Source organism: Cellulomonas sp. NS3 (assembly GCF_024757985.1).
Lineage (GTDB): Bacteria > Actinomycetota > Actinomycetes > Actinomycetales > Cellulomonadaceae > Cellulomonas_A.
The window spans coordinates 632,600-651,535 of sequence record NZ_CP103289.1; the positions used below are offsets into that span (position 1 = coordinate 632,600).

16 protein-coding genes and 1 tRNA gene are annotated in these 18,936 nt (G+C 75.4%); 6 read left to right on the top strand and 11 right to left on the bottom strand.

The window, feature by feature from the left end:
- Positions 1 to 109 precede the first annotated feature (109 nt).
- Positions 110 to 883, bottom strand: a complete 774-nt coding sequence (locus NXY84_RS02920) for a hypothetical protein (RefSeq protein WP_258725679.1) — start codon at positions 881 to 883, stop codon at positions 110 to 112.
- 199 nt (positions 884 to 1,082) lie between these two features.
- Between NXY84_RS02920 and NXY84_RS02925 the strand changes: the two genes are divergently transcribed.
- The 4 genes from NXY84_RS02925 to NXY84_RS02940 all read left to right on the top strand — a co-directional run bounded on the left by NXY84_RS02925 (position 1,083) and on the right by NXY84_RS02940 (position 8,056).
- The gene (locus NXY84_RS02925; protein WP_258725680.1) at positions 1,083 to 5,009 is read left to right on the top strand and encodes a sigma-70 family RNA polymerase sigma factor; all 3,927 of its coding nucleotides are present in this window, start codon (positions 1,083 to 1,085) and stop codon (positions 5,007 to 5,009) included.
- A 375-nt stretch (positions 5,010 to 5,384) separates the two neighbouring features.
- On the top strand, positions 5,385 to 6,440 hold the full coding sequence (locus NXY84_RS02930) for a methionine ABC transporter ATP-binding protein (protein ID WP_396126364.1): 1,056 nt from the start codon (positions 5,385 to 5,387) through the stop codon (positions 6,438 to 6,440).
- The gene (locus tag NXY84_RS02935) at positions 6,437 to 7,114 is read left to right on the top strand and encodes a methionine ABC transporter permease (RefSeq protein ID WP_258725681.1); all 678 of its coding nucleotides are present in this window, start codon (positions 6,437 to 6,439) and stop codon (positions 7,112 to 7,114) included. The genes NXY84_RS02930 and NXY84_RS02935 overlap by 4 nt, the downstream gene beginning before the upstream one ends.
- Before the next feature lie 96 nt (positions 7,115 to 7,210).
- Positions 7,211 to 8,056: a MetQ/NlpA family ABC transporter substrate-binding protein gene (locus tag NXY84_RS02940; RefSeq protein WP_258725682.1), complete on the top strand. Its 846-nt coding sequence runs from the start codon at positions 7,211 to 7,213 to the stop codon at positions 8,054 to 8,056.
- A 118-nt stretch (positions 8,057 to 8,174) separates the two neighbouring features.
- On the opposite strand, the gene NXY84_RS02945 is transcribed toward NXY84_RS02940, so the two are convergent.
- Together NXY84_RS02945 and upp are read right to left on the bottom strand one after the other, a co-directional pair.
- A complete protein-coding gene (locus NXY84_RS02945; RefSeq protein ID WP_258725683.1) occupies positions 8,175 to 8,525 on the bottom strand; it encodes a hypothetical protein in 351 nt (116 codons plus the stop codon).
- Between the two features lie 316 nt (positions 8,526 to 8,841).
- The gene (gene upp, locus NXY84_RS02950; RefSeq protein WP_034627760.1) at positions 8,842 to 9,477 is read right to left on the bottom strand and encodes a uracil phosphoribosyltransferase; all 636 of its coding nucleotides are present in this window, start codon (positions 9,475 to 9,477) and stop codon (positions 8,842 to 8,844) included.
- Positions 9,478 to 9,633: 156 nt separating this feature from the next.
- Between upp and NXY84_RS02955 the strand changes: the two genes are divergently transcribed.
- On the top strand, positions 9,634 to 10,101 hold the full coding sequence (locus NXY84_RS02955) for a nucleoside deaminase (protein WP_258725684.1): 468 nt from the start codon (positions 9,634 to 9,636) through the stop codon (positions 10,099 to 10,101).
- Between the two features lie 124 nt (positions 10,102 to 10,225).
- Here the strand turns inward: NXY84_RS02955 and NXY84_RS02960 are convergent, their stop codons facing one another.
- Positions 10,226 to 11,137: an NAD-dependent protein deacetylase gene (locus NXY84_RS02960; RefSeq protein WP_396126365.1), complete on the bottom strand. Its 912-nt coding sequence runs from the start codon at positions 11,135 to 11,137 to the stop codon at positions 10,226 to 10,228.
- A 197-nt stretch (positions 11,138 to 11,334) separates the two neighbouring features.
- On the opposite strand from NXY84_RS02960, the gene NXY84_RS02965 reads away from it, so the two are divergent.
- Positions 11,335 to 11,421: transfer RNA gene (locus NXY84_RS02965), tRNA-Ser, on the top strand.
- 155 nt (positions 11,422 to 11,576) lie between these two features.
- On the opposite strand, the gene NXY84_RS02970 is transcribed toward NXY84_RS02965, so the two are convergent.
- The 7 genes from NXY84_RS02970 to NXY84_RS03000 all read right to left on the bottom strand — a co-directional run bounded on the left by NXY84_RS02970 (position 11,577) and on the right by NXY84_RS03000 (position 18,746).
- Positions 11,577 to 12,359 carry a hypothetical protein gene (locus NXY84_RS02970; RefSeq protein WP_258725685.1) on the bottom strand — a complete coding sequence of 261 codons (783 nt, stop codon included), beginning with the start codon at positions 12,357 to 12,359 and terminating at the stop codon, positions 11,577 to 11,579.
- A 136-nt stretch (positions 12,360 to 12,495) separates the two neighbouring features.
- The gene (locus tag NXY84_RS02975; protein WP_258725686.1) at positions 12,496 to 13,389 is read right to left on the bottom strand and encodes an RNA polymerase sigma-70 factor; all 894 of its coding nucleotides are present in this window, start codon (positions 13,387 to 13,389) and stop codon (positions 12,496 to 12,498) included.
- Between the two features lie 9 nt (positions 13,390 to 13,398).
- On the bottom strand, positions 13,399 to 14,043 hold the full coding sequence (locus tag NXY84_RS02980) for a carboxymuconolactone decarboxylase family protein (protein WP_258725687.1): 645 nt from the start codon (positions 14,041 to 14,043) through the stop codon (positions 13,399 to 13,401).
- A 77-nt stretch (positions 14,044 to 14,120) separates the two neighbouring features.
- Entirely contained in the window at positions 14,121 to 16,046 is a 1,926-nt protein-coding gene (locus NXY84_RS02985; RefSeq protein ID WP_258725688.1) for a M3 family metallopeptidase, read from the bottom strand.
- 65 nt (positions 16,047 to 16,111) lie between these two features.
- Positions 16,112 to 16,405 (bottom strand): DUF1905 domain-containing protein, encoded by a 294-nt coding sequence (locus tag NXY84_RS02990; RefSeq protein WP_258725689.1) that lies wholly within the window; start codon positions 16,403 to 16,405, stop codon positions 16,112 to 16,114.
- A 114-nt stretch (positions 16,406 to 16,519) separates the two neighbouring features.
- A complete protein-coding gene (locus NXY84_RS02995; RefSeq protein WP_258725690.1) occupies positions 16,520 to 17,374 on the bottom strand; it encodes a TspO/MBR family protein in 855 nt (284 codons plus the stop codon).
- Between the two features lie 124 nt (positions 17,375 to 17,498).
- Positions 17,499 to 18,746: a serine hydrolase domain-containing protein gene (locus NXY84_RS03000; RefSeq protein ID WP_258725691.1), complete on the bottom strand. Its 1,248-nt coding sequence runs from the start codon at positions 18,744 to 18,746 to the stop codon at positions 17,499 to 17,501.
- Positions 18,747 to 18,936 lie beyond the last annotated feature (190 nt).

Here is an 18,936-nt window from a genome sequence, read left to right on the forward strand (position 1 = left end):
GGCCGTGACGTCGGCTGAGCCCCCCGTGCCCAACCGACGTCACGGCCGGAGAGCGGTCACGCCGGGACGGCGAGGGGGGTCAGTCGTCCCGGCGGAGCTGGGTCCCGCGTCAGCGGGAGATCTCGGCGAGGAGCTGCACCGCACGCTCGTGCGTTCGCGGGAGCTGCTCGGTCCAGATGCGCGGCGGCTGCCGCACGAGGTCGCCGACCTCGAGGAGCTCCGCCTGGTGCGTGATCTCGAGGCGCGCGACGGAGATGCCGGGGCCGAGCTCCGGGTCGCGCTCCGCGAGGACGGCGAACAGCCCGCCCCCGAGCGTCGCCATCGGGTGACCGGGGCCGTACGCGTTGCGCAGCGCGGCGCCCACGGCGGCCGAGCGCGCCATGCGCGTCCACGGCGACACCTCGACGGCGGCCACGTCGACGAGCACGAGGCAGTGCGTGAGCTGGGCGAACGTGTCGTGCCGCTCGGCCTCGCCGTACGTCTCGCCGAGCCGCGTCACGAGGTAGTCGCGGGTGGGCAGGCCCGACTCCGGGTCGAGGCAGGAGCCCATGAGCAGCGCGCCGCCCTGCGCGGCGGACCAGCCCTCGCACAGCGCCCGCACGACCGCGAGGGGCGGCTCGACCGCACCCGTCGAGCGGTAGAGGCACGCGAGGTCCTCGATCGCCTCGGAGATCCCGACACCCGCGCCGCCGCGCACCTCGCCGAGCCGCTCCGCCGCCGCCGACGGGTCCCGCCCGGCGAGCACGGACTCCACGACCGCGTCGACCGCGGGGTGGTACCAGTCGGCCGGCCGGAGCCACACCGACTCGGCGCTCTGGCTCCGCCAACGCTCGCGGAGAGCCGGCGGAACTGCCTGGCTGCTGTCCGGTCCTGTGGTCGTCACACCGGATGAGAGTGCGCCGCCCCGCCACTATGACGCGGCTTCGGGCGAAGTTTTTCGAGACAGATCCTGGAGAACGCGCGGATGTGCGACTCTTGTCGTCCCGGGGGGCCGAGGACAGCATCGCTGCAGGCCGCCTGGGACTGACGTGCGGCCCTGGGGGAGCGGCCGCACGCAGGACGACGAGCGAGGAGCGGTGCGGATGAGCAGCGCCGGGGTCGAGGACACGGTCCTCAGCGACGCCGAGCTGATCACTGCTGCCCGGACCGGCGACGCGGACGCGTTCGGGCACCTGTACGAGCGCCACGCCGGGGCCGCCTGGGCCGTCGCGCGCCAGTACACGAACTCCGCCGCCGACGCCGAGGACGTCGTCGCCGACGCGTTCACGAAGGTCTACTCGATCATCCAGACGGGCGGCGGGCCGGACGTCGCCTTCCGCGCGTACCTGTTCACCGTGGTCCGCCGCCTCGGCATGCTGCGCGTCCAGGGCGGGCGCCGGGTCGAGCCGACCGACGACGTCACGACGTTCGAGTCCGCCGTCGGCCCGGCGGCGTCGACCGAGGACCCCGCGCTCGAGGGCTTCGAGCGCGGCGTCGTCTCCCGCGCCTACCGCACGCTGCCCGAGCGCTGGCAGGCCGTGCTCTGGTACACCGAGGTCGAGGCGATGAGCCCGGCCCAGATCGCGCCGCTGCTCGGCCTCAGCGCGAACGGCGTCGCCGCCCTCGCGTACCGCGCCCGCGAGGGCCTGCGCCAGGCCTACCTTCAGGAGCACCTGCAGGAGCCGCTCACCGAGGGCTGCCGTGGCGTGTCCGGCAAGCTCGGCTCGTACGTGCGCGGCGGGCTCGCGAAGCGGGAGACCGCGCAGGTCGACGCGCACGTCGAGACGTGCGGGGACTGCCGCGCGCTGCTGCTCGAGCTGGGCGACGTCAACCACGGCATGCGCGTCGTCATCGCGCCGCTCGTGCTCGGCGTCCTGGGGCTCGGCGCGCTGTCGCACGGCCTGCCGGTCGGCGGCGGCATCGCCTCGGGGTTCGCGGCGCTGGGCGAGGCCGGGACGGCGGGGACCGCGGGTGCGGGCGCGGGGGCCGGTGCGGGCGCGGGGGCCTCGACCGGGGCCGGCGCCGGAGCGGCCGGCACGGGCGCCGGTGCAGGCGCGGCGGCGAGCACGGGTGCGGCGAGCGTCGCGGTCGGTGCCGGGGCCGTCGGGGCGACCACGGGGGCCGCGGCGGGCTCGGCGGCTGCGGCCGCGAGCGCCACGGGCTTCGCGGCGCTCGTGGGCGCGCTGCCCGTCGGCGTGCTCGGGGCTGTCGCGGCGACGGTGGCCGTGGGTGCCGCGGTGGCCGTCGGCGGGGTGCTCGGCGTGTTCTCGGGCGACGCCGCACCGACCAGCGAGGCCGACGGGCCGCTCGCCTCCGCGTCGCCGACGCCGGGCTCGACCGTGCGCCCGTCCGCGACGCCGACCCCCACGGTCCTGCCGACCGTCGCGCCCACCGACCTGCCGACGCTCGAGGCCGAGGCCGACGACGAGCTGGACGACGCCACGCCGTCCGACGAGGACGACACCGCCGAGCCGGGCGCGGCCGGCCCGCGCACGGCACCGACGACGGCGCCGCGCACCGCGACGGGCGACGAGCCCGACGCCGAGCCGGACCCCGACGTGACGCCCGACCCGGAGCCGGACCCCGACGAGACGACGCCCCCGCCCGTCCCCGCGACGATCGGCGTCGCGACGACCCAGGCCGAGGTCGTCCTGACCGCGGGCGCGTCCAACCGGCTGAGCGTCGAGCTCGTCAACAGCGGCGGCCTGGCCGCGACCGACCTCGTCGCGACCGTGACGCTGCCGAGCGGCGTGAACATCGACGAGGTCCGCACCGAGCTCGCGCCCGTCGCGCTCGCGGGCGGCGGCGCAGGACGGTTCGCCGTGGCGTCCGGGTCGACGACGTGGGTGTGCGGCCCGGCGCGGACCGCCGGAGCGGGGCGCTCGGTCGCCGAGTGCACGCTCGACACGCTGCCGCCGAACGCGTCCGCGCGCCTCGTCCTCCAGGTCGTCGCGGACGAGACGGTGGACGCCGACCCCGCCGCCGAGGTCACGATCGCGGTGCGCGGCACGGGCCTCGCGCCGCAGGACAAGCCGATCTCGCTCAGGACCCCGATCGCCGCGTCCGCCCCGCGCCTCGCGCCGGGCAGCGCGACGTCCGTGCCTCTCGTCGTCCCCTCCGGTGACGCCGGCCACGCGCGCCCCTTCACGCTCGACCTCCTCAACGCGGGGCAGAGTGCCACCGACGCGGCCGGGGTCACGCTCCGGCTGCCCGCCGGGGTGCACGCCGTCCCGCCGCCCGCGGGAGCCCTGTGGGCGTGCACCGCCGCGTCGGCGGAGACCGGGGACGTCCTCACGTGCGGCCTCGCGGCCGGCCACTCGCTCCCCGGGCGCAGCTCCGCCGTCGACCTCACGCTCGGCCTCTACGCCGACGGCTCCGCGGCGCGGGTGCCCGACGCCGCGCTCGTGTACTCCCTCCAGCCGGACGCGCCGGGCCGCAGCCAGAACCAGCGCCTCGCGCTCGGCGTCGACGGGTACCTGCAGGTGACGTCCCCCTCGGGTGCCGTCGAGCTCGCGGGGCCCGACGCCGAGGTCGACATCCCGGTGACCGTGACCAACGTGGGCGGGCGCACGGTCGACGTCCCGACGCTGCGACTCACGGCCCCCCACGGAGCGCGCTGGGCCGAGCCGGACCCCGTGACGGCTCCGGGCTGGACCTGCAGCCCGCCGCGGCCGTCGCACGAGCCGGGTGCCGGCGGGGACACCGTGGTGTGCACGGGTGCGCCCCTGCCCGCCGGCGCCGCCGTCCAGGTCGGCGCGCGGCTCGCGAAGAACGGGATGTCGGAGCACGGCACGCTCGGCACCGCGGAGATCGCCGTCGAGACGCCCCGGATCGGGGGACCGTTCCCCGCGGCGCGCGTCCTGGTCACGGCCCTCCCGTACGGCGTGGACCCGACGCCGACCCCCACGCCCTCCGTGACACCGACTCCGAGCGCGACGCCGACGCCGTCAGTCACCCCGACGCCCAGCGCCACCCCGACGCCGACGGTCACGCCGACGCCCACCCCGACCCCGACGGTCACGCCCACCCCGACGCCGACGGTCACGCCGACGCCCACCCCCAGCGTGACGCCGACCCCGACACCGTCCGGGAGCCCGACGGCCCCTGCGACCCCGCGCTACACCTCGCCGGGCTCCGGGCACACCGTCACCGAGATCGGCGCGCCGCTCCTGACGTGCACGGCCCGCGGATCCCGCGACACGTGCACGCCGGCGCTCACCGGGACGTCCGGCAGCGACGACCTGACCCTCGTCCCGCTGAACTCGGCGGGCGGGCGCACGGTCTCGTCGTCCGCGACGCTCGAGCTCCCGGCCGGTCGCCAGGTCGCCTGGGCGGGCCTGTACTGGGCGTCCAACAGCGTCCACCCGAGGACGAACCCGCTCCCGGCGGTCGACCGCATCGCGGTCCGCCCGCCCGGGACGCCCGGGTACGCGCCGGTCACCGGCAGGGTCACGGTGCTCGCCGAGCACGGCTCGGGCCGGCCGAGCGAGTTCCAGGCGTTCGCGGACGTCACCGCGCTGGTGTCCCAGCACGGGGCCGGCGAGTGGTCCGTCGCGGACATCGCCGAGCTGCGGGAGGGCTCGCTCGTCGACGCCTACGCCGGCTGGGCCCTGGTCGTCGTCTACGCGGACCCGTCGGGTGGACAGGTCGCGGTGCACGACGCGCCGCTGCGCGCACGGGACGCGTCGGGGCCGCGTCTGACGGTCGCGACCGAGCCGGGCGGCAGCGCGCGGATCGGCGTCGTGGCGTGGGAGGGCGACCGCGGCCTGCGCGGCGACCAGCTCCTCCTCGACGGCACGCCCCTGACGCCCAAGCGGGCCGGGTCGAGCGTGGGCAGCCCCGACAACGCGTTCGACGGCACCGCGACCGGCTACGCGTTCCCGAACTCGCTGATGGTCGACGCCAAGGGCTTCGCGCGCGTCGCGACGACCGGCTCGACGGCCTCGCTCCGGCCGACGTCCGCCGCCCCGGACCACGACGACTTCGTGGTGGGCGTCGTCACGGTCGAGACGCGTCCGGCCGGGCGCTGACCCGTCGGGACCTGGTTCGACCCGCCCGGTGCCGGCACGGGCGGGCGCCGGTCGCCCCGCGGGCGCCCCGCCCGGTTTCTGCGTGCCTCACCCGCTGTGGTCCAATAGGTCCTATGACCGGGACGAGCACCGACCGCCCGACGCCTGCGCGCGTCGCGTGTCGAATGTGCTGTCCCGGCGCGTGTCGCAGCCTCTGAGCTGACGCCCGACCCGTCGCGCCGCCCGCCGGCGTCCCCCGGAGCCCTGCGCCCCGACCGTCCCTGCGGACGAGCACAGACGAGCACGCACCCCGCACGCACCAGCACGGACCTTCCCCTGGCACAGCCGCCGCCGCGCGTCGGCCCGCCGCCGTCCGGCACGACCTCCGAGGACCTCGTGAGCACCGAACCCCACATCCGCCTGACGGCGCTGCGCAAGGTCTACCCGGGCACGGGCACGACCGCCGAGGTCGTCGCGCTCGACGGGATCGACCTCGCGGTCGAGCGCGGGCGCATCCACGGCATCGTCGGCCGCTCGGGCGCGGGCAAGTCGACCCTCATCCGTTGCCTCACGGTGCTCGAGCGCCCCACGTCGGGCGCCGTCGTGATCGACGGCGAGGAGCTCTCGGCGCTCCCCGAGGGGCGGCTGCGGGAGGCCCGGCGCCGCATCGGGATGGTGTTCCAGCACGTCAACCTGCTGGACTCGCGGACCGTCGCGCAGAACGTCGCCTACCCGCTCGAGGTCGCCGGGGTGCCCCGCGCGCAGCGGACGGCGCGCGTGCAGGAGCTCCTCGACCTCGTCGGGCTCGGGAACCGCGCGGGCGCGTATCCCGCGCAGCTCTCCGGCGGTCAGCGCCAGCGCGTCGGCATCGCCCGGGCGCTCGCGACGGAGCCCGCGGTGCTGCTGTGCGACGAGCCGACGTCGGCGCTCGACTCCGCGACGACCCGGCAGATCCTCGGCCTGATCCGCGACCTGCGGGACCGCCTGGGCATCACGGTGCTGATCATCACGCACGAGATGGCCGTGGTCCGCGAGATCTGCGACTCGGTCACGCTGCTCGACCACGGGCGCGTCGCCGAGCAGGGGGCGGTTGCGGACGTCGTCGCGGTGTACGGGTCGCGGCTCGCGCGCGAGCTCATCCCGGTGCCCGACCTGCCGCTCGGCGAGGAGCGCCAGCTCGTCGAGGTCGCCTACTCGACCGACGACGTCCCGACCGCGGACGTGCTCGCGGCCGTGGCGGCGCTCGGCACGGGGGTCGAGGTCGCGGCGGGCACGATCGAGACGCTCGCGGGCCGCCGGGTCGGACGCCTCCAGCTCGACGTGCCGGCGGCCGACGTGCCCGCGGCGCTCGACCGGCTGCACGCCGTGGGGCTGCACGCCGTCGTCAGCGCCGACGGGGAGGCGGGTGCCGGTGGCGCTGCCCGCGCGACCGGTGCGGGGGTGGCCCGATGAGCTTCCTCGACGACCTCGTGACCAGCCCCGTCATCCAGGAGAAGCTCCCGGAGGCGACGTTCGAGACGCTGGCGATGGTCGGCGTGTCGTCGCTGCTCACCGCGGTGCTGGGCCTCCCGCTCGGCCTCCTGCTCGCGGCGACCGCGCGGGGCGGCCTCACGTCGAACGCGCTCGTCAACGGCGTCGTCGGCTTCGTCGCCAACGTCGTGCGGTCGGTGCCGTTCCTCATCCTCATGATCGCGGTCATCCCGTTCACGCGGCTCGTCGTCGGCACGTCGCTCGGCTGGGAGGCGGCCGTCGTCCCGCTGACGATCGGTGCGGTGCCGTTCTTCGCCCGGCTCGTCGAGACCTCGGTGCGCGAGGTCAGCCCTGGCAAGGTCGAGGCCGCGCGGGTCATCGGGGCGACGCGCTCCGGGATCGTCGTGCAGGTGCTCGTCCGCGAGGCTCTCCCGGCGCTCGTCGCGAGCCTCACGGTCACGGTCATCGCGCTCGTCGGGTACTCCGCGATGGCCGGGGTGATCGGCGGCGGCGGGCTCGGCGCGCTCGCCATCTCGTACGGGTACCAGCGCTTCGACCCGCCCGTGATGGTCGCGTGCGTGGTCGTCATCGTGCTCATCGTCGTCGTCGTGCAGGCGGTGGGCGACGCGCTGGCGCGCCGCCTCGACCACCGCTGACCCTCTGCCCCACCCACCCCGCGCGACCGCGGCACCCACCCACCGCCCACCCCCGACCCCACCCGCCCCACGAGGGCCCACGTCCGAGGAGGACACATGAGGAAGACCCTGAGCACCCTCGCGCTCACCACCGCCGCAGCCCTGGTCCTCGCGTCGTGCGGCTCGGGCTCCGAGGAGACGCCGGCGGCCGACGACGTCGCCGAGACCAGCGGCGTCACGACCCTCCAGGTCGGCGCCAGCCCCGTGCCGCACGCCGAGATCCTCGAGTTCGTCGACGAGGAGCTCGCCGAGAACGCGGGTCTCGACCTCGACATCGTGACGTTCGACGACTACGTGCTGCCGAACACCGCGCTGGCGGAGGGCGAGCTCGACGCCAACTACTTCCAGCACCTGCCGTACTTCGAGTCGCAGGTCGAGGAGCAGGGCTACGAGTTCGACCACTTCGAGGGCGTCCACATCGAGCCGCTCGGGATCTACTCGGAGAAGCTCGAGTCGCTCGACGACGTGCCGGACGGCGGCACGGTCGGCATCACGAACGACCCCGGCAACCAGGCGCGTGCGCTCGACCTGCTCGAGGCGAACGACCTCATCACGCTCGAGGACACCGGCGACGCGCTGCCGACGCTGCTCGACGTCGCGGAGAACCCGAAGAACCTCGATCTCATCGAGACGGCGCCCGAGCAGCTCGTCCGTGCGCTCCCGGACGTCGACCTCGCGATCATCAACGGCAACTTCGCGCTCGAGGCGGACCTGAACCCCGCCGAGGACTCGCTCGTGCTGGAGTCCGGCGAGGACAACCCGTACGCCAACTTCCTGGCGTTCCGGTCCGAGGACAAGGACTCCGAGGCGCTCGCGACGCTCGACGAGCTGCTCCACTCGGCGGATGTCAAGGCGTTCATCGAGGAGCGGTGGCCGAACGGCGAGGTCCTGCCCGCGTTCTGACGGGCCGCCCACACCCACGACGAGGCCCCCGGTGCACCTGCACCGGGGGCCTCGTCACGTGGGTCGCGCCGCCGGTCGACGTGGTCCCCCGACCTCGGTCGACCGGCGGCGCGGGTCCTCAGCGGGCGTCCCCCGAGCCGCCGAGGACGTCAGGGGAGGCGTCGAGCAGCTGCAGGCGCGTGACCCGGTCGCGCACGGTCCGCACGTCGTCCGGCTGCGCCGGGGTCGGGACCAGCGAGAGCGCGGTGAACGTCTCGGCCGCCGGGAGCAGCTCGCGCGCGAGGTCGCGCAGGATCTCGGCGGCGGCGGCGATGTCCTCCGGACGCGTCGCCGTCGCGGCCGTGGTGTCCTCCTCGGACGCGAGCCCGACGTAGAGGATGAGGCCGGCGCGTCCTGCGAGCGGTGCGACCGGGTCGGGCGTGGGCCGCGCGGGACTCAACGACGGCGGGAGGTCGGCGGACAGGCTCATGGGGTGTCTCCGGGGTGCGTGGCAGCAGCGTGCGTGGGTGCCGAGGCGGCGGGTCGGGCGGTCCGGGTGGTCAGGACCAGCGACACGTCGCTGCGTGTACCGCATACGTCGCACGGCGCACCGGACAGGTGCGGGCGGCGCGGTGCGGGGAGATCACGGTCGAAGCCTCACACGCGCGCCGCGGCGCGGCCAACCGTTATGCGCGATGGTCTCAGCCGGTGAGAAGCGGCGAGGGCCGCGTGAGACGGTCCGGGCAGACGTCCGGCCGGTACCGACGCGCGTGCGCGGGGTGCCGGGCCGGACGGGAGCAGCGCGGTCAGACGACGCCGTACAGCCGGTCCCCCGCGTCGCCGAGCCCCGGGACGATGTACGCCTTCTCGTTGAGCCGCTCGTCGACGGCCGCGACGACGACCTTGACGTCGACCCGGTCGCCGACGGCGTCCTCGACGACCTTGAGGCCCTCGGGCGCGGCGAGCAGGCACACCGCGGTGACGTCGCGGGCACCCAGCGCGAACAGGTAGTCGATCGCCGCGACGAGGGTGCCGCCGGTCGCGAGCATCGGGTCGAGCAGGAAGCACTGACGACCCGACAGGTCGTCGGGCAGGCGGTTCGCGTACGTGATCGCCTCGAGCGTCGTCTCGTCGCGCTGCATCCCGAGGAAGCCGACCTCGGCCGTCGGGAGCAGGCGCGTCATGCCCTCGAGCATCCCGAGGCCCGCACGCAGGATCGGCACGACGAGCGGGCGCGGGTCGGCGAGCTTGGTGCCCGTGGTCCGCGCGACCGGGGTCTCGATCTCGTGGGGCTCGACGTGCACCTCCCGCGTGGCCTCGTAGGCCAGGAGGGTCACGAGCTCGTCGACGAGGAGGCGGAACGTGGGGGAGGCCGTGTCCTTGTCCCGCAGCACCGTCAGCTTGTGGGCGACGAGCGGGTGGTCGGCGACGTGCAGGCGCATGGGGCCAACCTACCGTCCGTCCACACTCCGGGACGGCAGGTGCGGGCGGGGGCCCGCGTGGGACGACGCGCGGGGTGCCCCTCGCGGGCTCGCGCGCGGTGGCTCGGGGGTCGTCGTCCGGCGCGGGCGTCGGCCGGCCTGCGCCAGGATGGGCGCATGACCGGGACGGCCGACGACGCGCGGCACATGGGGCTCGCGCTCGACGAGGCGCAGGCGGCGCTCGCGACCGGGGACGTGCCCGTCGGCGCGGTCGTCGTCGGGCCGGACGGCACGGTCGTCGGGACCGGCCGCAACGCGCGCGAGGCGGCGGGCGACCCGACGGCGCACGCCGAGGTGCTCGCGCTGCGCGCCGCGTCGGTCGCGCTCGGGCGGTGGCGGCTCGACGACTGCACCCTCGTGGTGACGCTCGAGCCGTGCCTCATGTGCGCGGGGGCGACCGTCCTGGCGCGGGTCCCGCGGCTCGTGCTCGGCGCGTGGGACCCCAAGGCGGGGGCGTGCGGGTCGCAGTGGGACGTCGTGCGCGACCGGCGGCTCAACCACCGGGTCGAGGTCGTCGGCGGGGTGCGGGAGGACGAGTGCGGCGCGGTGCTGCGGGACTTCTTCGCGGGGCACCGGGGGATCTGAGCACGGGACGCGTCGGCTGCCTGCGTGCGTCGGGGGAGCCCGCACGTCGCGTGCCCCGAGCCCGGCCGGCAACCACGCGCGTCGCGCGCGCAGCAGCGTCCGCTGACGTCCGCTGAGCCTGAGGTCAGACCGGCGGCAGGGACCGTGCGAGCTCGGTGAGGACCTCGGAGGTGCCCGCGTCCACCTTGAGCGTCGCGAGCGGGTCGCCCCGGGTCTCGCCGCGGTTGACGATGACGACCGGCATCCCGGCCTTCGCGGCGTGCCGCACGAACCGCAGCCCCGACATCACGGTGAGCGAGGACCCGGCGACGAGCAGCGCGTCCGCGTCGTCGACCATCGCGAACGCCCGCGCGACCCGCTCCTTGGGCACGTTCTCGCCGAAGTAGACGATCTCGGGCTTGAGCATCCCGCCGCAGCGCTCGCAGTCCGCGACCCGGAAGTGCGCGGTCGTCTCGATCACCGCGTCCGCGTCGGGCGCGATCTCGATGTCCCCGACCGCGGCGCCGACCGACTCGACGAACCCGGGGTTGAGCTCCTCGAGCCGCCGGTCGAGCGAGGCCCGCGAGACGACGTGCGCACAGCTCAGGCAGATCACGCGGTCGTACCGGCCGTGCAGGTCGATGACGTCGACGCTGCCGGCCTCCTCGTGCAGCAGGTCGACGTTCTGCGTGATCACCCCGACGAGCACCCCGCGCGCCTCGAGCTCCGCCAGCGCGCGGTGCCCGGCGTTCGGCTCGGTCCGGCGCATGTGCTGCCAGCCCACGTGGTTGCGCGCCCAGTAGTGCCGCCGGAACGCCGGGTCGCCCACGAACTGCTGGAACGTCATCGGGTTGCGCGGCGGGGAGTCGGGGCCGCGGTAGTCGGGGATGCCCGAGTCGGTCGAGACGCCCGCGCCGGTGAGCGCGGTGACGCGCCTTCCGGCCAGGAGGGCGACGGCGTCGGCGGCCGTGCCGGCGGGGACGGCGACGGCGCTCGGGGCCGCTGCCGCGGGGGAGGACGGGAACCCGGTCGCGGGCGGGCTCGGCGGGGTGGGCACCGCTCCACGGTACGACGGGGTGCGCCTGCGCTCCCGGCGAGCGGCGGCGGGGCGCCGGTCGGGGCCGCGACGGCCGGCCGCTCGGCCGGTGGCCGTGCCGCTGCGGAGACGGGGGCCGGGTGCGTCGGGCCGCCCCGGCGCGCCGTCGATCCTCCGATTACGGACCAGGGCCTCCGACCGGGTACCCTTCTCGGCGAGGTAGCGTGTCCGAGCGGCCTAAGGAGCACGCCTCGAAAGCGTGTGTGGGTGAAAGTCCACCGTGGGTTCAAATCCCACCGCTACCGCTCTGGGGGTACTGACACAGTCCAGGCCCGTGAAGTGACAGAACCCCTCGCGGGGGGCCCGGAAGGGCTCCTCGCGGGGGGTTCAGTCATGTCCGGGCCAGGGTCGACCGGGAGGTCTGCGGCGCCTGGCACACGTGCGGGCGCCGCGGCGGCGGTCACAGGACGCGGGAGTCGGAGGCGTCCAGCTGGCGGTGCCCGTACTTGTCCCGGAGGAAGTTGCCGGTGGTGCTCAGCTCCGCCGTCAGGCGACGGTGGCGGCTCGCGTCCAGAGCATCGGCCTGGCGTGCGAGGATCCGCAGCTGCTCGGTCAGCTCCTCGTCGGGGGTGCGCCCGTCGGGCTGGCGCTCCTGCCGCCTGCTCGGCGCGATCGCCAGGTAGCTCCGGAGGACGGCGGGCAGGTACTCGCGGGCCACCACGTCCAGCTCGTACTCGACGTGCGGGTCTGCGGTGGGCTCACGCTGCTCGGCCGCGATCACGGCGTCGAGCACCTGGCAGATGTGCAGGACGGTCCGGTGCGTGTCCCCCGGCAGGCGGTGCCTGTTCCGGTCGGCCTGCCTGCGGACCCGTGCGACCGCCGACGGGAGATGCTCCGACCCCGTGGCGGGGATGGTGCGCGTGCGTACCGCCTCGATGACGGTGAACGTCGCGGCCGGGCCGCGCTTCCACCACGGGCGACGCGCCGGCAGCCACAGGTCTCGCAGGTGCCAGGAGCGGACGCCCGAGGCGCCCATGGCCGTCAGCGCGAGCAGGGCGGGCGGTCCCCAGGGGTCGAGCACGAACACCGCCGTGGAGAAGGCCCCGGCGTAGAGCAGGCCCTCCAGCGCCGTCCTGAGGTCCTTCCGCACCGCGCCGATGACGAGCACCAGATTGGCGAGCAAGGGCAGGAAGACGAGGACGGACGTCACCTTGACGACGTTGCCGAGCGTCAGTCGTGACACGGTCAGCTCCTCCCAAGCGTCGCTGCGGCGGCGGACGGAACCGCTGCCGGGTCTGGGCCGATTCTCTCAAGGCTGTCAACGGCGAGGTCGTCGACGTCGCTGAGGTGGTGGCGGCGACCGGGAACGCCGCGGTCCGTCACCGGCTCAGGTCCACCTCCTCGCCGAGCCACCCGAGCTTGTCGGGGTTCGCGATCGACCACACGTGCGTCACGCGTCCGTCGGCGACGGTGAACCCCACGGCGGCCACGACCTGCCCGTCGAGCTCCATCCGCAGCCCGGGCTCCCCGTTGACCCAGGCGAGCTCGGCGACGAGGTTCCCCTCGGCCTTCGCCATGCCGCCGACGAGGTAGCGCGCCAGCCGCTCGGCACCGACGATCGGCCGCCGTGCCGCGCCCCGGACCCGCCCGCCGCCGTCGGCCACCGCGACGACGCCGGGCGCGAGGACGGCCAGGAGCCCGTCGAGGTCGCCGGTGCTGAGCGCCGCGACGAGCCGCGTCACGACCTGTTCGTGCTCGGTGCGCACGACCCTGACCCGCGGGCGCCGCGCGGCGACGTGGGCCTGGGCCCGGTGGGCGATCTGCCGCACCGCTGCGGGCGTCTTGCCCACGGCCGCCGCGATCTCGTCGTACGGCACGTCGAAGACCTCGCGCAGCACGAACACCACGCGCTCGGCGGGCCCGAGCGTCTCGAGCACGGTGAGCATCGCGAGGGACACGCTCTCCGCGAGCTCGACGTCGTCCGCCACGTCCGGTCCGGTGAGCAGCGGCTCCGGGAGCCACTCGCCGACGTAGTCCTCCCGGCGCCGGGACACGGTTCGCAGGTGGTTGAGCGCCTGCCGCGTGACGACCCGGACCAGGTAGGCGCGCGGGTCGCGGACCTCCCCGCGGTCGACGGACACCCACCGGAGCCAGGACTCCTGCAGCACGTCCTCGGCGTCGCCCGCCGAGCCGAGCATCTCGTACGCGACGGTGAACAGGAGCCGGCGGTGGACGACGAAGGGGTCGTCCTGCGGGCGGGCGACGTCGGCCACGGGTGCGCCCTACCGGCCGTCCGCGGCGGGGGTCGAGCCGATCACGCCCGTCACGCCGATCACGCCCGTCGTGCCGATCACGCCCGACGGGGCGGCGAGCGGCGGCAGCCCGCACGAGTCGGCCAGGTGCTCGGAACGGATCCCGAGCGCGAGGTTCATGCGCGCCGACATGTTCATGAACGCGACCCTCGCGGCGAGCTCGACGAGCGCCGTCGGCCCGAGGTCGGCCAGGAGCGCGTCCGAGAGGGCGTCCGTCACGGCCGGCGGGGTCTGGCTGGCCGCCTCGGCGTACTCCATGACCTGGCGCTCACGCAGGCTGAACGCGCCCGAGTCGCGCCAGCGCGGCACCTCGCGGACCTTCGCCTCGTCGAGGCCGTGGTTGTGCGCGACGAAGTACTGCAGGTCGAGGCAGAAGCCGCAGCCGATCGTCGCGGCCGCCGCCATCGCCGCGTACGACGCCAGGTCGGGGTCGAGCGCGTCCCAGCGCTCGACCTTGCGCCCGAGGCCCATCGCGTCCTTCATGACCGTCGGATGGTGCCACAGCACGCCCACGGAGTCGGGCACGCGGCCGAGCATCCTGCGGGCCGCGAGCTTCACGAGGGTCCCGTAGGCACCGGTGACCTCGGTCGGGGGGACGCGCGTCTGGGTGGTCATGGCTGCTCCTGTGTCGTCGGGCGGGAACTCCGTCGACATGAAGACACCGGCCGCAGCCCGGCTGTGACACCCGCCCGTCAGGCCGTCGTGCCCTCCGCCAGCCACGCCTCGAACGCCGCGAACGACGACGGCCGCCCGAGGAACCGCTCGACGAGCTCGGCGGCGTCCGCGGACCCGCCCGGCTCGAGGATCGCCTCGCGGTAGCGGCGGCCGACCTCGGGGTCCATGAGCCCGTCGGTGAACGCCGTGCGGAGGTCCTTCGCGATGACGAGGCTCCAGAGGTACGTGTAGTACGCGGAGCCGTACTCGTCGAGGTGCCCGAACCCGGCGTACTGGTGGCTGTCGGCGACCGGGGTGTACGGCCCGAACCGGGCGTCGACGTCGGCGGTGAACGCCGCGAGGTCCGCGGGCGGGTCGGCGTGCAGGCCGTAGGAGAGCGCCGTGAAGTTGAGCTGGCGCCGGGTCCACGCCCCGCGGGCGAACGCGTCCGCGCACCGCATGCGCTCGACGAGCGCGGCCGGGATGGGCTCGCCGGCGGCGTTCGTCGCGAACGACGCGAGCACACCGGCGTCCCAGCCCCACTCCTCGAGCAGCTGGCTGGGCGCCTCGACGAAGTCCCACTCCGTCGCGACCCCGGAGAACATCCCCCACGGCTGGTGCCCGCCGAGGACCTCGTGGACCAGGTGCCCGAGCTCGTGGAAGAACGTCAGGACGTCGTCGTGCTCGAGCAGCCCGGTCGGGAAGTTGCACACGAGCGCACCCTCGGGCAGCGACCGGCCGGCGATCCCGGGCCGCAGCGGGAACTGCGCGGCGTGGTTGAACTTGCCGGGCCGGGGGTGCATGTCGAGGTAGACGCGGCCGATCGCGCGGGCGCCGTCGGTCACGTCGTAGACCTCGACGTCCTCGTGCCACGTGGGTGCCTCGGCCCGCTCGAGCGCGATCCCGAAGAGGCGCTCCATCACGCCGAGCACCCCGGGCTTGACCGCCTCGTACCGGAAGTACTCGCGCACGGCGCGGGCGTCGACGTCGTACTGCTCGTTCCTGACGACCTGCTCGTAGAACAGGTTGTCCGCGGGGGTCAGCGCCGTCGCGCCCGGGACGTCCTGGCGGTACCGGGCGAGCATGACGTCGACGTCGTGCGCCGAGGCCGTCGCCGTGAGGGCGTCGAGCCGCTCGACCAGGTCGGCGATCGCCTGCCCGGAGCCGATCATCTTGACCTCGGCGTCGTACGTCGGCCAGTCCGGGTAGCCCAGCAGCGCGGCGCGCTCGGCGCGGAGCCGGAGCAGCTCGGCGAGGACCGCCTCGTTCGCCGGCCAGCCGATGCGCTGGTGCTCGCGGGTCAGGGCCAGGCGGACCTCGGGGTCGGTCGCGTAGGTGCGCACGGGCAGGAGGTCCGGGTACTCCGTCGTCAGCGTGACGAGACCCTCGTCGTCGGCGGGGTGCTCGGCGAGGAAGTCCTCGGGCAGCCCCGCGAGCTGCTCGGGACGCACGCGCACGGTGCGGACGTCGTCGCGGATGTGGCGCGCGAACTCCAGTCCGAGCTCGGTGCACCGCTGGGCGAGCGCGCGCAGGCGCTCGCGGTCCTCGGGCGAGCGGTCGACGCCCGCGCGGCGGAAGTCGCGCAGCACGTGCTCGCGCACCCGGGCCGCGCCCGCGTCGAGGCCCTCCGGGTCGGTCGCGGCGAGGACCTGCCACAGCTCGTGGTCGAGCCCGCGCTGCGTCACGAGGTCCTCCGCGGCCTGCGCGCGCTCCTCGGCGGCGGCGCGCAGCCCCGCGTCGGGGTGCACCTCGGCGAGCAGGTGCGCGGCGGACGACGCGGTCGCGATCGCGACGTCGGCGTCGTTCCACAGGTCGAGGACCTCGGTGGCGGTGCGCGCGGTGCCGTCCTTGAGGCGGGCGAGCAGCGCGCGGGCGTCGTCGAGCGACGCGTCGACGGTGGTCGCGAGGTAGGCCGGCCAGGCGCCGGGCTCGACGGGGAACGCGGTGGGCGGCGCGAGGGGCATGAGCCGACGATAGCCAGGCGAGGGCGCGTCGGGCCGCCTGTTTCCCGCGCGGGACCGGCGGGCCGTCAGCGAGCGGCGCCCAGGACGAGCCGCACCGTGACCGTGTCGCCCAGGTCGAGCTCCTCCGCGCGGCGGACCGCCGCCTTGACGGGCACGAGGTAGCGCCCGTCCCGCGGGAAGAGCGACGTCTCCCACACGGTCCCGTCGATCCGCGCGAGCACGGGGATGACGCCCCACCCGTACGTCACCTGCGACGCCACGGCCTTGATGGCGGCGCTCTCCTCGGCGGGCACGGGGACGTAGTGGTACGGCGAGGGGCCGCGCCAGTAGATGATCTCGCCGGTGAACTCGAGCTCCATCGCGCGAGCATCCCGCACCGCCCGGGTGCCTGTCGCGGGTGCGGACCGGCCTGCCGCCGCGGGGCGCACCGGGCGACCGGGCTCGCCGTCGACGATCGGGCCCGTCATCGTGCGTCAGGCCCGGCGGCGGGCCGCGAGGGTGGTGACCACGGGCGCGAGCAGCCCGACCGCGGAGGCGACGAACGCCGCGGTGGCCACGGTCCCGTCGAGCACCGGCCCGTTCGTCCGGCCGAGCCCGATCCACGCGAGCCCCCACGCCATCGCGAGCCCGGCCGGGACCACGACGCTCGGACGGGTGCGGCCGACGACCGCGTACGCGACCGCGAGAGCCGCCGCGGCGGCCAGCACCACCACGGACCACGCCGTCGCACCGAGGCCGAGCTCGCCGACCCCGGCGTCCGCGAGGTACGCGGCGATGTTCGCGAGCGACGCGACGCTGACCCAGCCGAGGTAGAGCCCGACGGTGACGTCCGTGACCCACGACGTCACCGTCCCCGTGTGCGGGGTGCGCACGAGCCGGACGAGGATCACGGCGAGCACCGCGAGCAGCGTGAGGATGACGACCACGCTGCCCAGGACCGACCCGGCCTGGACCACCCCGATCCACAGGGCGTTGAGCAGCATCGACGTGAGGACCCACCACGAGACGGCGCGCAGGCGGGGGTCGGCGGCCTGGCGGGGGAGCGCCTGGACGACCGCGAAGACCGCGAGGCCGGTGTAGATCACCGACCAGATGGAGAACGCCGGGGAGTCGGGCGCGAGCGGCGTCGCGGTCGCGGAGAGCGCCCCGCCCGCGGCCTCGGCGACCGGCTGCCCGCCGAACGCGCCGGAGCCGACGGCGGCGCCCGCGATCGCGACGGCGGCGCCGACCAGGACCGTGACCTGGCGGACCCGGTCCTGGGACGTGACGGGTGCGGCAGCGGCCGTGCTCGTGGTCTGCATGGCACCCAGCATGCCGTTGCTCAGCATGCTGAGCATCTTGGGCCGGCGCCTCCGCGCGCGGGGAGCGGGCCCCCGCCGCGGGACCTCGGAGGTCCGGCGGCGGGGGCCCGTCCCGTGGCGGCGTCGCGCCCGGCCCGACGCGACGCCGGCGTCAGGAGCGGCCGGAGCAGAGCGCCGTGTCGACGAGCGCGAGCACCTCGTCCGAGACCGTCACCCCCGTGTCGGTCGGCAGCGCGAAGTGCGCGGTCGTCGTCGCGACCATGATCGCCCGGCCGTCCTCGGTGACGCCGCCGTCGGTCTGGTAGCCGGGGATGATCCCGCCGTGGCCCCAGGCCAGCTCGCCGCAGCTCAGCTCGGTCGACTGCAGCCCCAGCCCGTAGCGCCACGTCTCCGGGATGCCGGGCAGGTCCATGGGGACCGTCGCCTTCATCTGCTCGAGCTCGGCCGGGCGCAGGACCTCGCCCGCCAGCAGGGCGCGGAAGAAGGTGCTGAGGTCGCCGGGCGTGGTCACGACGTCCCCGGCGCCCCAGGACGACGAGGTGTCGATGTCGGTGTGCTCGAACAGCGCGGAGCCGATCGGCTCGGCGTGGTACCCCTTCGGGTGCTCGCCCCGGATCGCCCGCTCGCCCCGGTCGGGCACATAGGTGTCCGTCAGACCCAGCGGCTCGATGATCCGCTCGGTCACGGCCTCCCCGAGCGGGCGGCCCGTGACCTTCTGCACGACGAGGCCCGCGAGTACGTAGTTCGTGTTGCTGTAGGACCACGCGCCGGGCGGCGTGGGGGGCAGCGCCAGCCCGAGCGCCACGAGCTCGTGCGGCTCCATGTACGTGTCCTTGAGGGCGCGCAGCGCGGGGACCCCGTCGACGACGAACGGCGGGCCGTCGGTGAAGCTGCCGATGCCGCTGGTGTGCTGCAGCAGGTCGCGGACGGTGATGTCGTGCCCGTCGACGGGACCCCGCACGAGACCCGGCAGGTACGTCTCGACGGACGCGTCGAGGTCGACCCGACCCTCCCCGACGAGCTGCAGCACCACCGCCGCGACGAACGTCTTGCTGTTGCTGCCCGCGCGCACCTGCCCGTCGACCGGGACGGGAGCACCCGTCGCCAGGTCGCCGACGCCGGCGACGAGGTCGCGGTCACGGCCCCGGCGGTCGGTCACCGTCGCGAGCGCGGCCGGGACCCCGTGCTCGTCGACGAGCCGGTCGAGCGCCTGCTGCACGACGTCCGTCCGCGGCCTGTGCCCGTGCCCGTGGTCCTCGCCCCGGCCGGTGGCGAGCGCGACGGCGGGCGTGGCGAGCGCGGCGCCGGCGGCGAGCGTGCACACGAGCGCGAGCGCCGACATGCGGGTGGGCTGCTGCGGACGGGCGCTGCGGGGAGTGCGGTCGGTGGTCTGCGACATGGGAGCTCCTCGGGGGCGTGCCGGTGGGGGCGGATGTGTTCCCGTCCACCGTGCGTCCCGGTGCACCGCCGCCACCATGCCGGTACCCGCCGTGTCGGGGTGGGGTCTGCACCACCCCGCCGGCGCTGCTGCCCCCCGTGCGCCTGCTCGGTGTGTGCGCAGGTCAGCGGCACGCCGCGCGCGGCGCAGG

Excerpts from the sequence above, each read along its gene's own strand:
- NXY84_RS02980 (WP_258725687.1), bottom strand. The coding sequence starts at position 14,043 with ATGACCACCCAGACGCGCGTCCCCCCGACCGAGGTCACCGGTGCCTAC.
- NXY84_RS02945 (WP_258725683.1), bottom strand. The coding sequence starts at position 8,525 with ATGAGCCTGTCCGCCGACCTCCCGCCGTCGTTGAGTCCCGCGCGGCCC.
- NXY84_RS03000 (WP_258725691.1), bottom strand. The coding sequence starts at position 18,746 with ATGTCGCAGACCACCGACCGCACTCCCCGCAGCGCCCGTCCGCAGCAG.
- NXY84_RS02955 (WP_258725684.1), top strand. The coding sequence starts at position 9,634 with ATGACCGGGACGGCCGACGACGCGCGGCACATGGGGCTCGCGCTCGAC.
- upp (WP_034627760.1), bottom strand. The coding sequence starts at position 9,477 with ATGCGCCTGCACGTCGCCGACCACCCGCTCGTCGCCCACAAGCTGACG.
- NXY84_RS02985 (WP_258725688.1), bottom strand. The coding sequence starts at position 16,046 with ATGCCCCTCGCGCCGCCCACCGCGTTCCCCGTCGAGCCCGGCGCCTGG.
- NXY84_RS02940 (WP_258725682.1), top strand. The coding sequence starts at position 7,211 with ATGAGGAAGACCCTGAGCACCCTCGCGCTCACCACCGCCGCAGCCCTG.
- NXY84_RS02990 (WP_258725689.1), bottom strand. The coding sequence starts at position 16,405 with ATGGAGCTCGAGTTCACCGGCGAGATCATCTACTGGCGCGGCCCCTCG.
- NXY84_RS02995 (WP_258725690.1), bottom strand. The coding sequence starts at position 17,374 with ATGCTGAGCAACGGCATGCTGGGTGCCATGCAGACCACGAGCACGGCC.
- NXY84_RS02935 (WP_258725681.1), top strand. The coding sequence starts at position 6,437 with ATGAGCTTCCTCGACGACCTCGTGACCAGCCCCGTCATCCAGGAGAAG.
- NXY84_RS02925 (WP_258725680.1), top strand. The coding sequence starts at position 1,083 with ATGAGCAGCGCCGGGGTCGAGGACACGGTCCTCAGCGACGCCGAGCTG.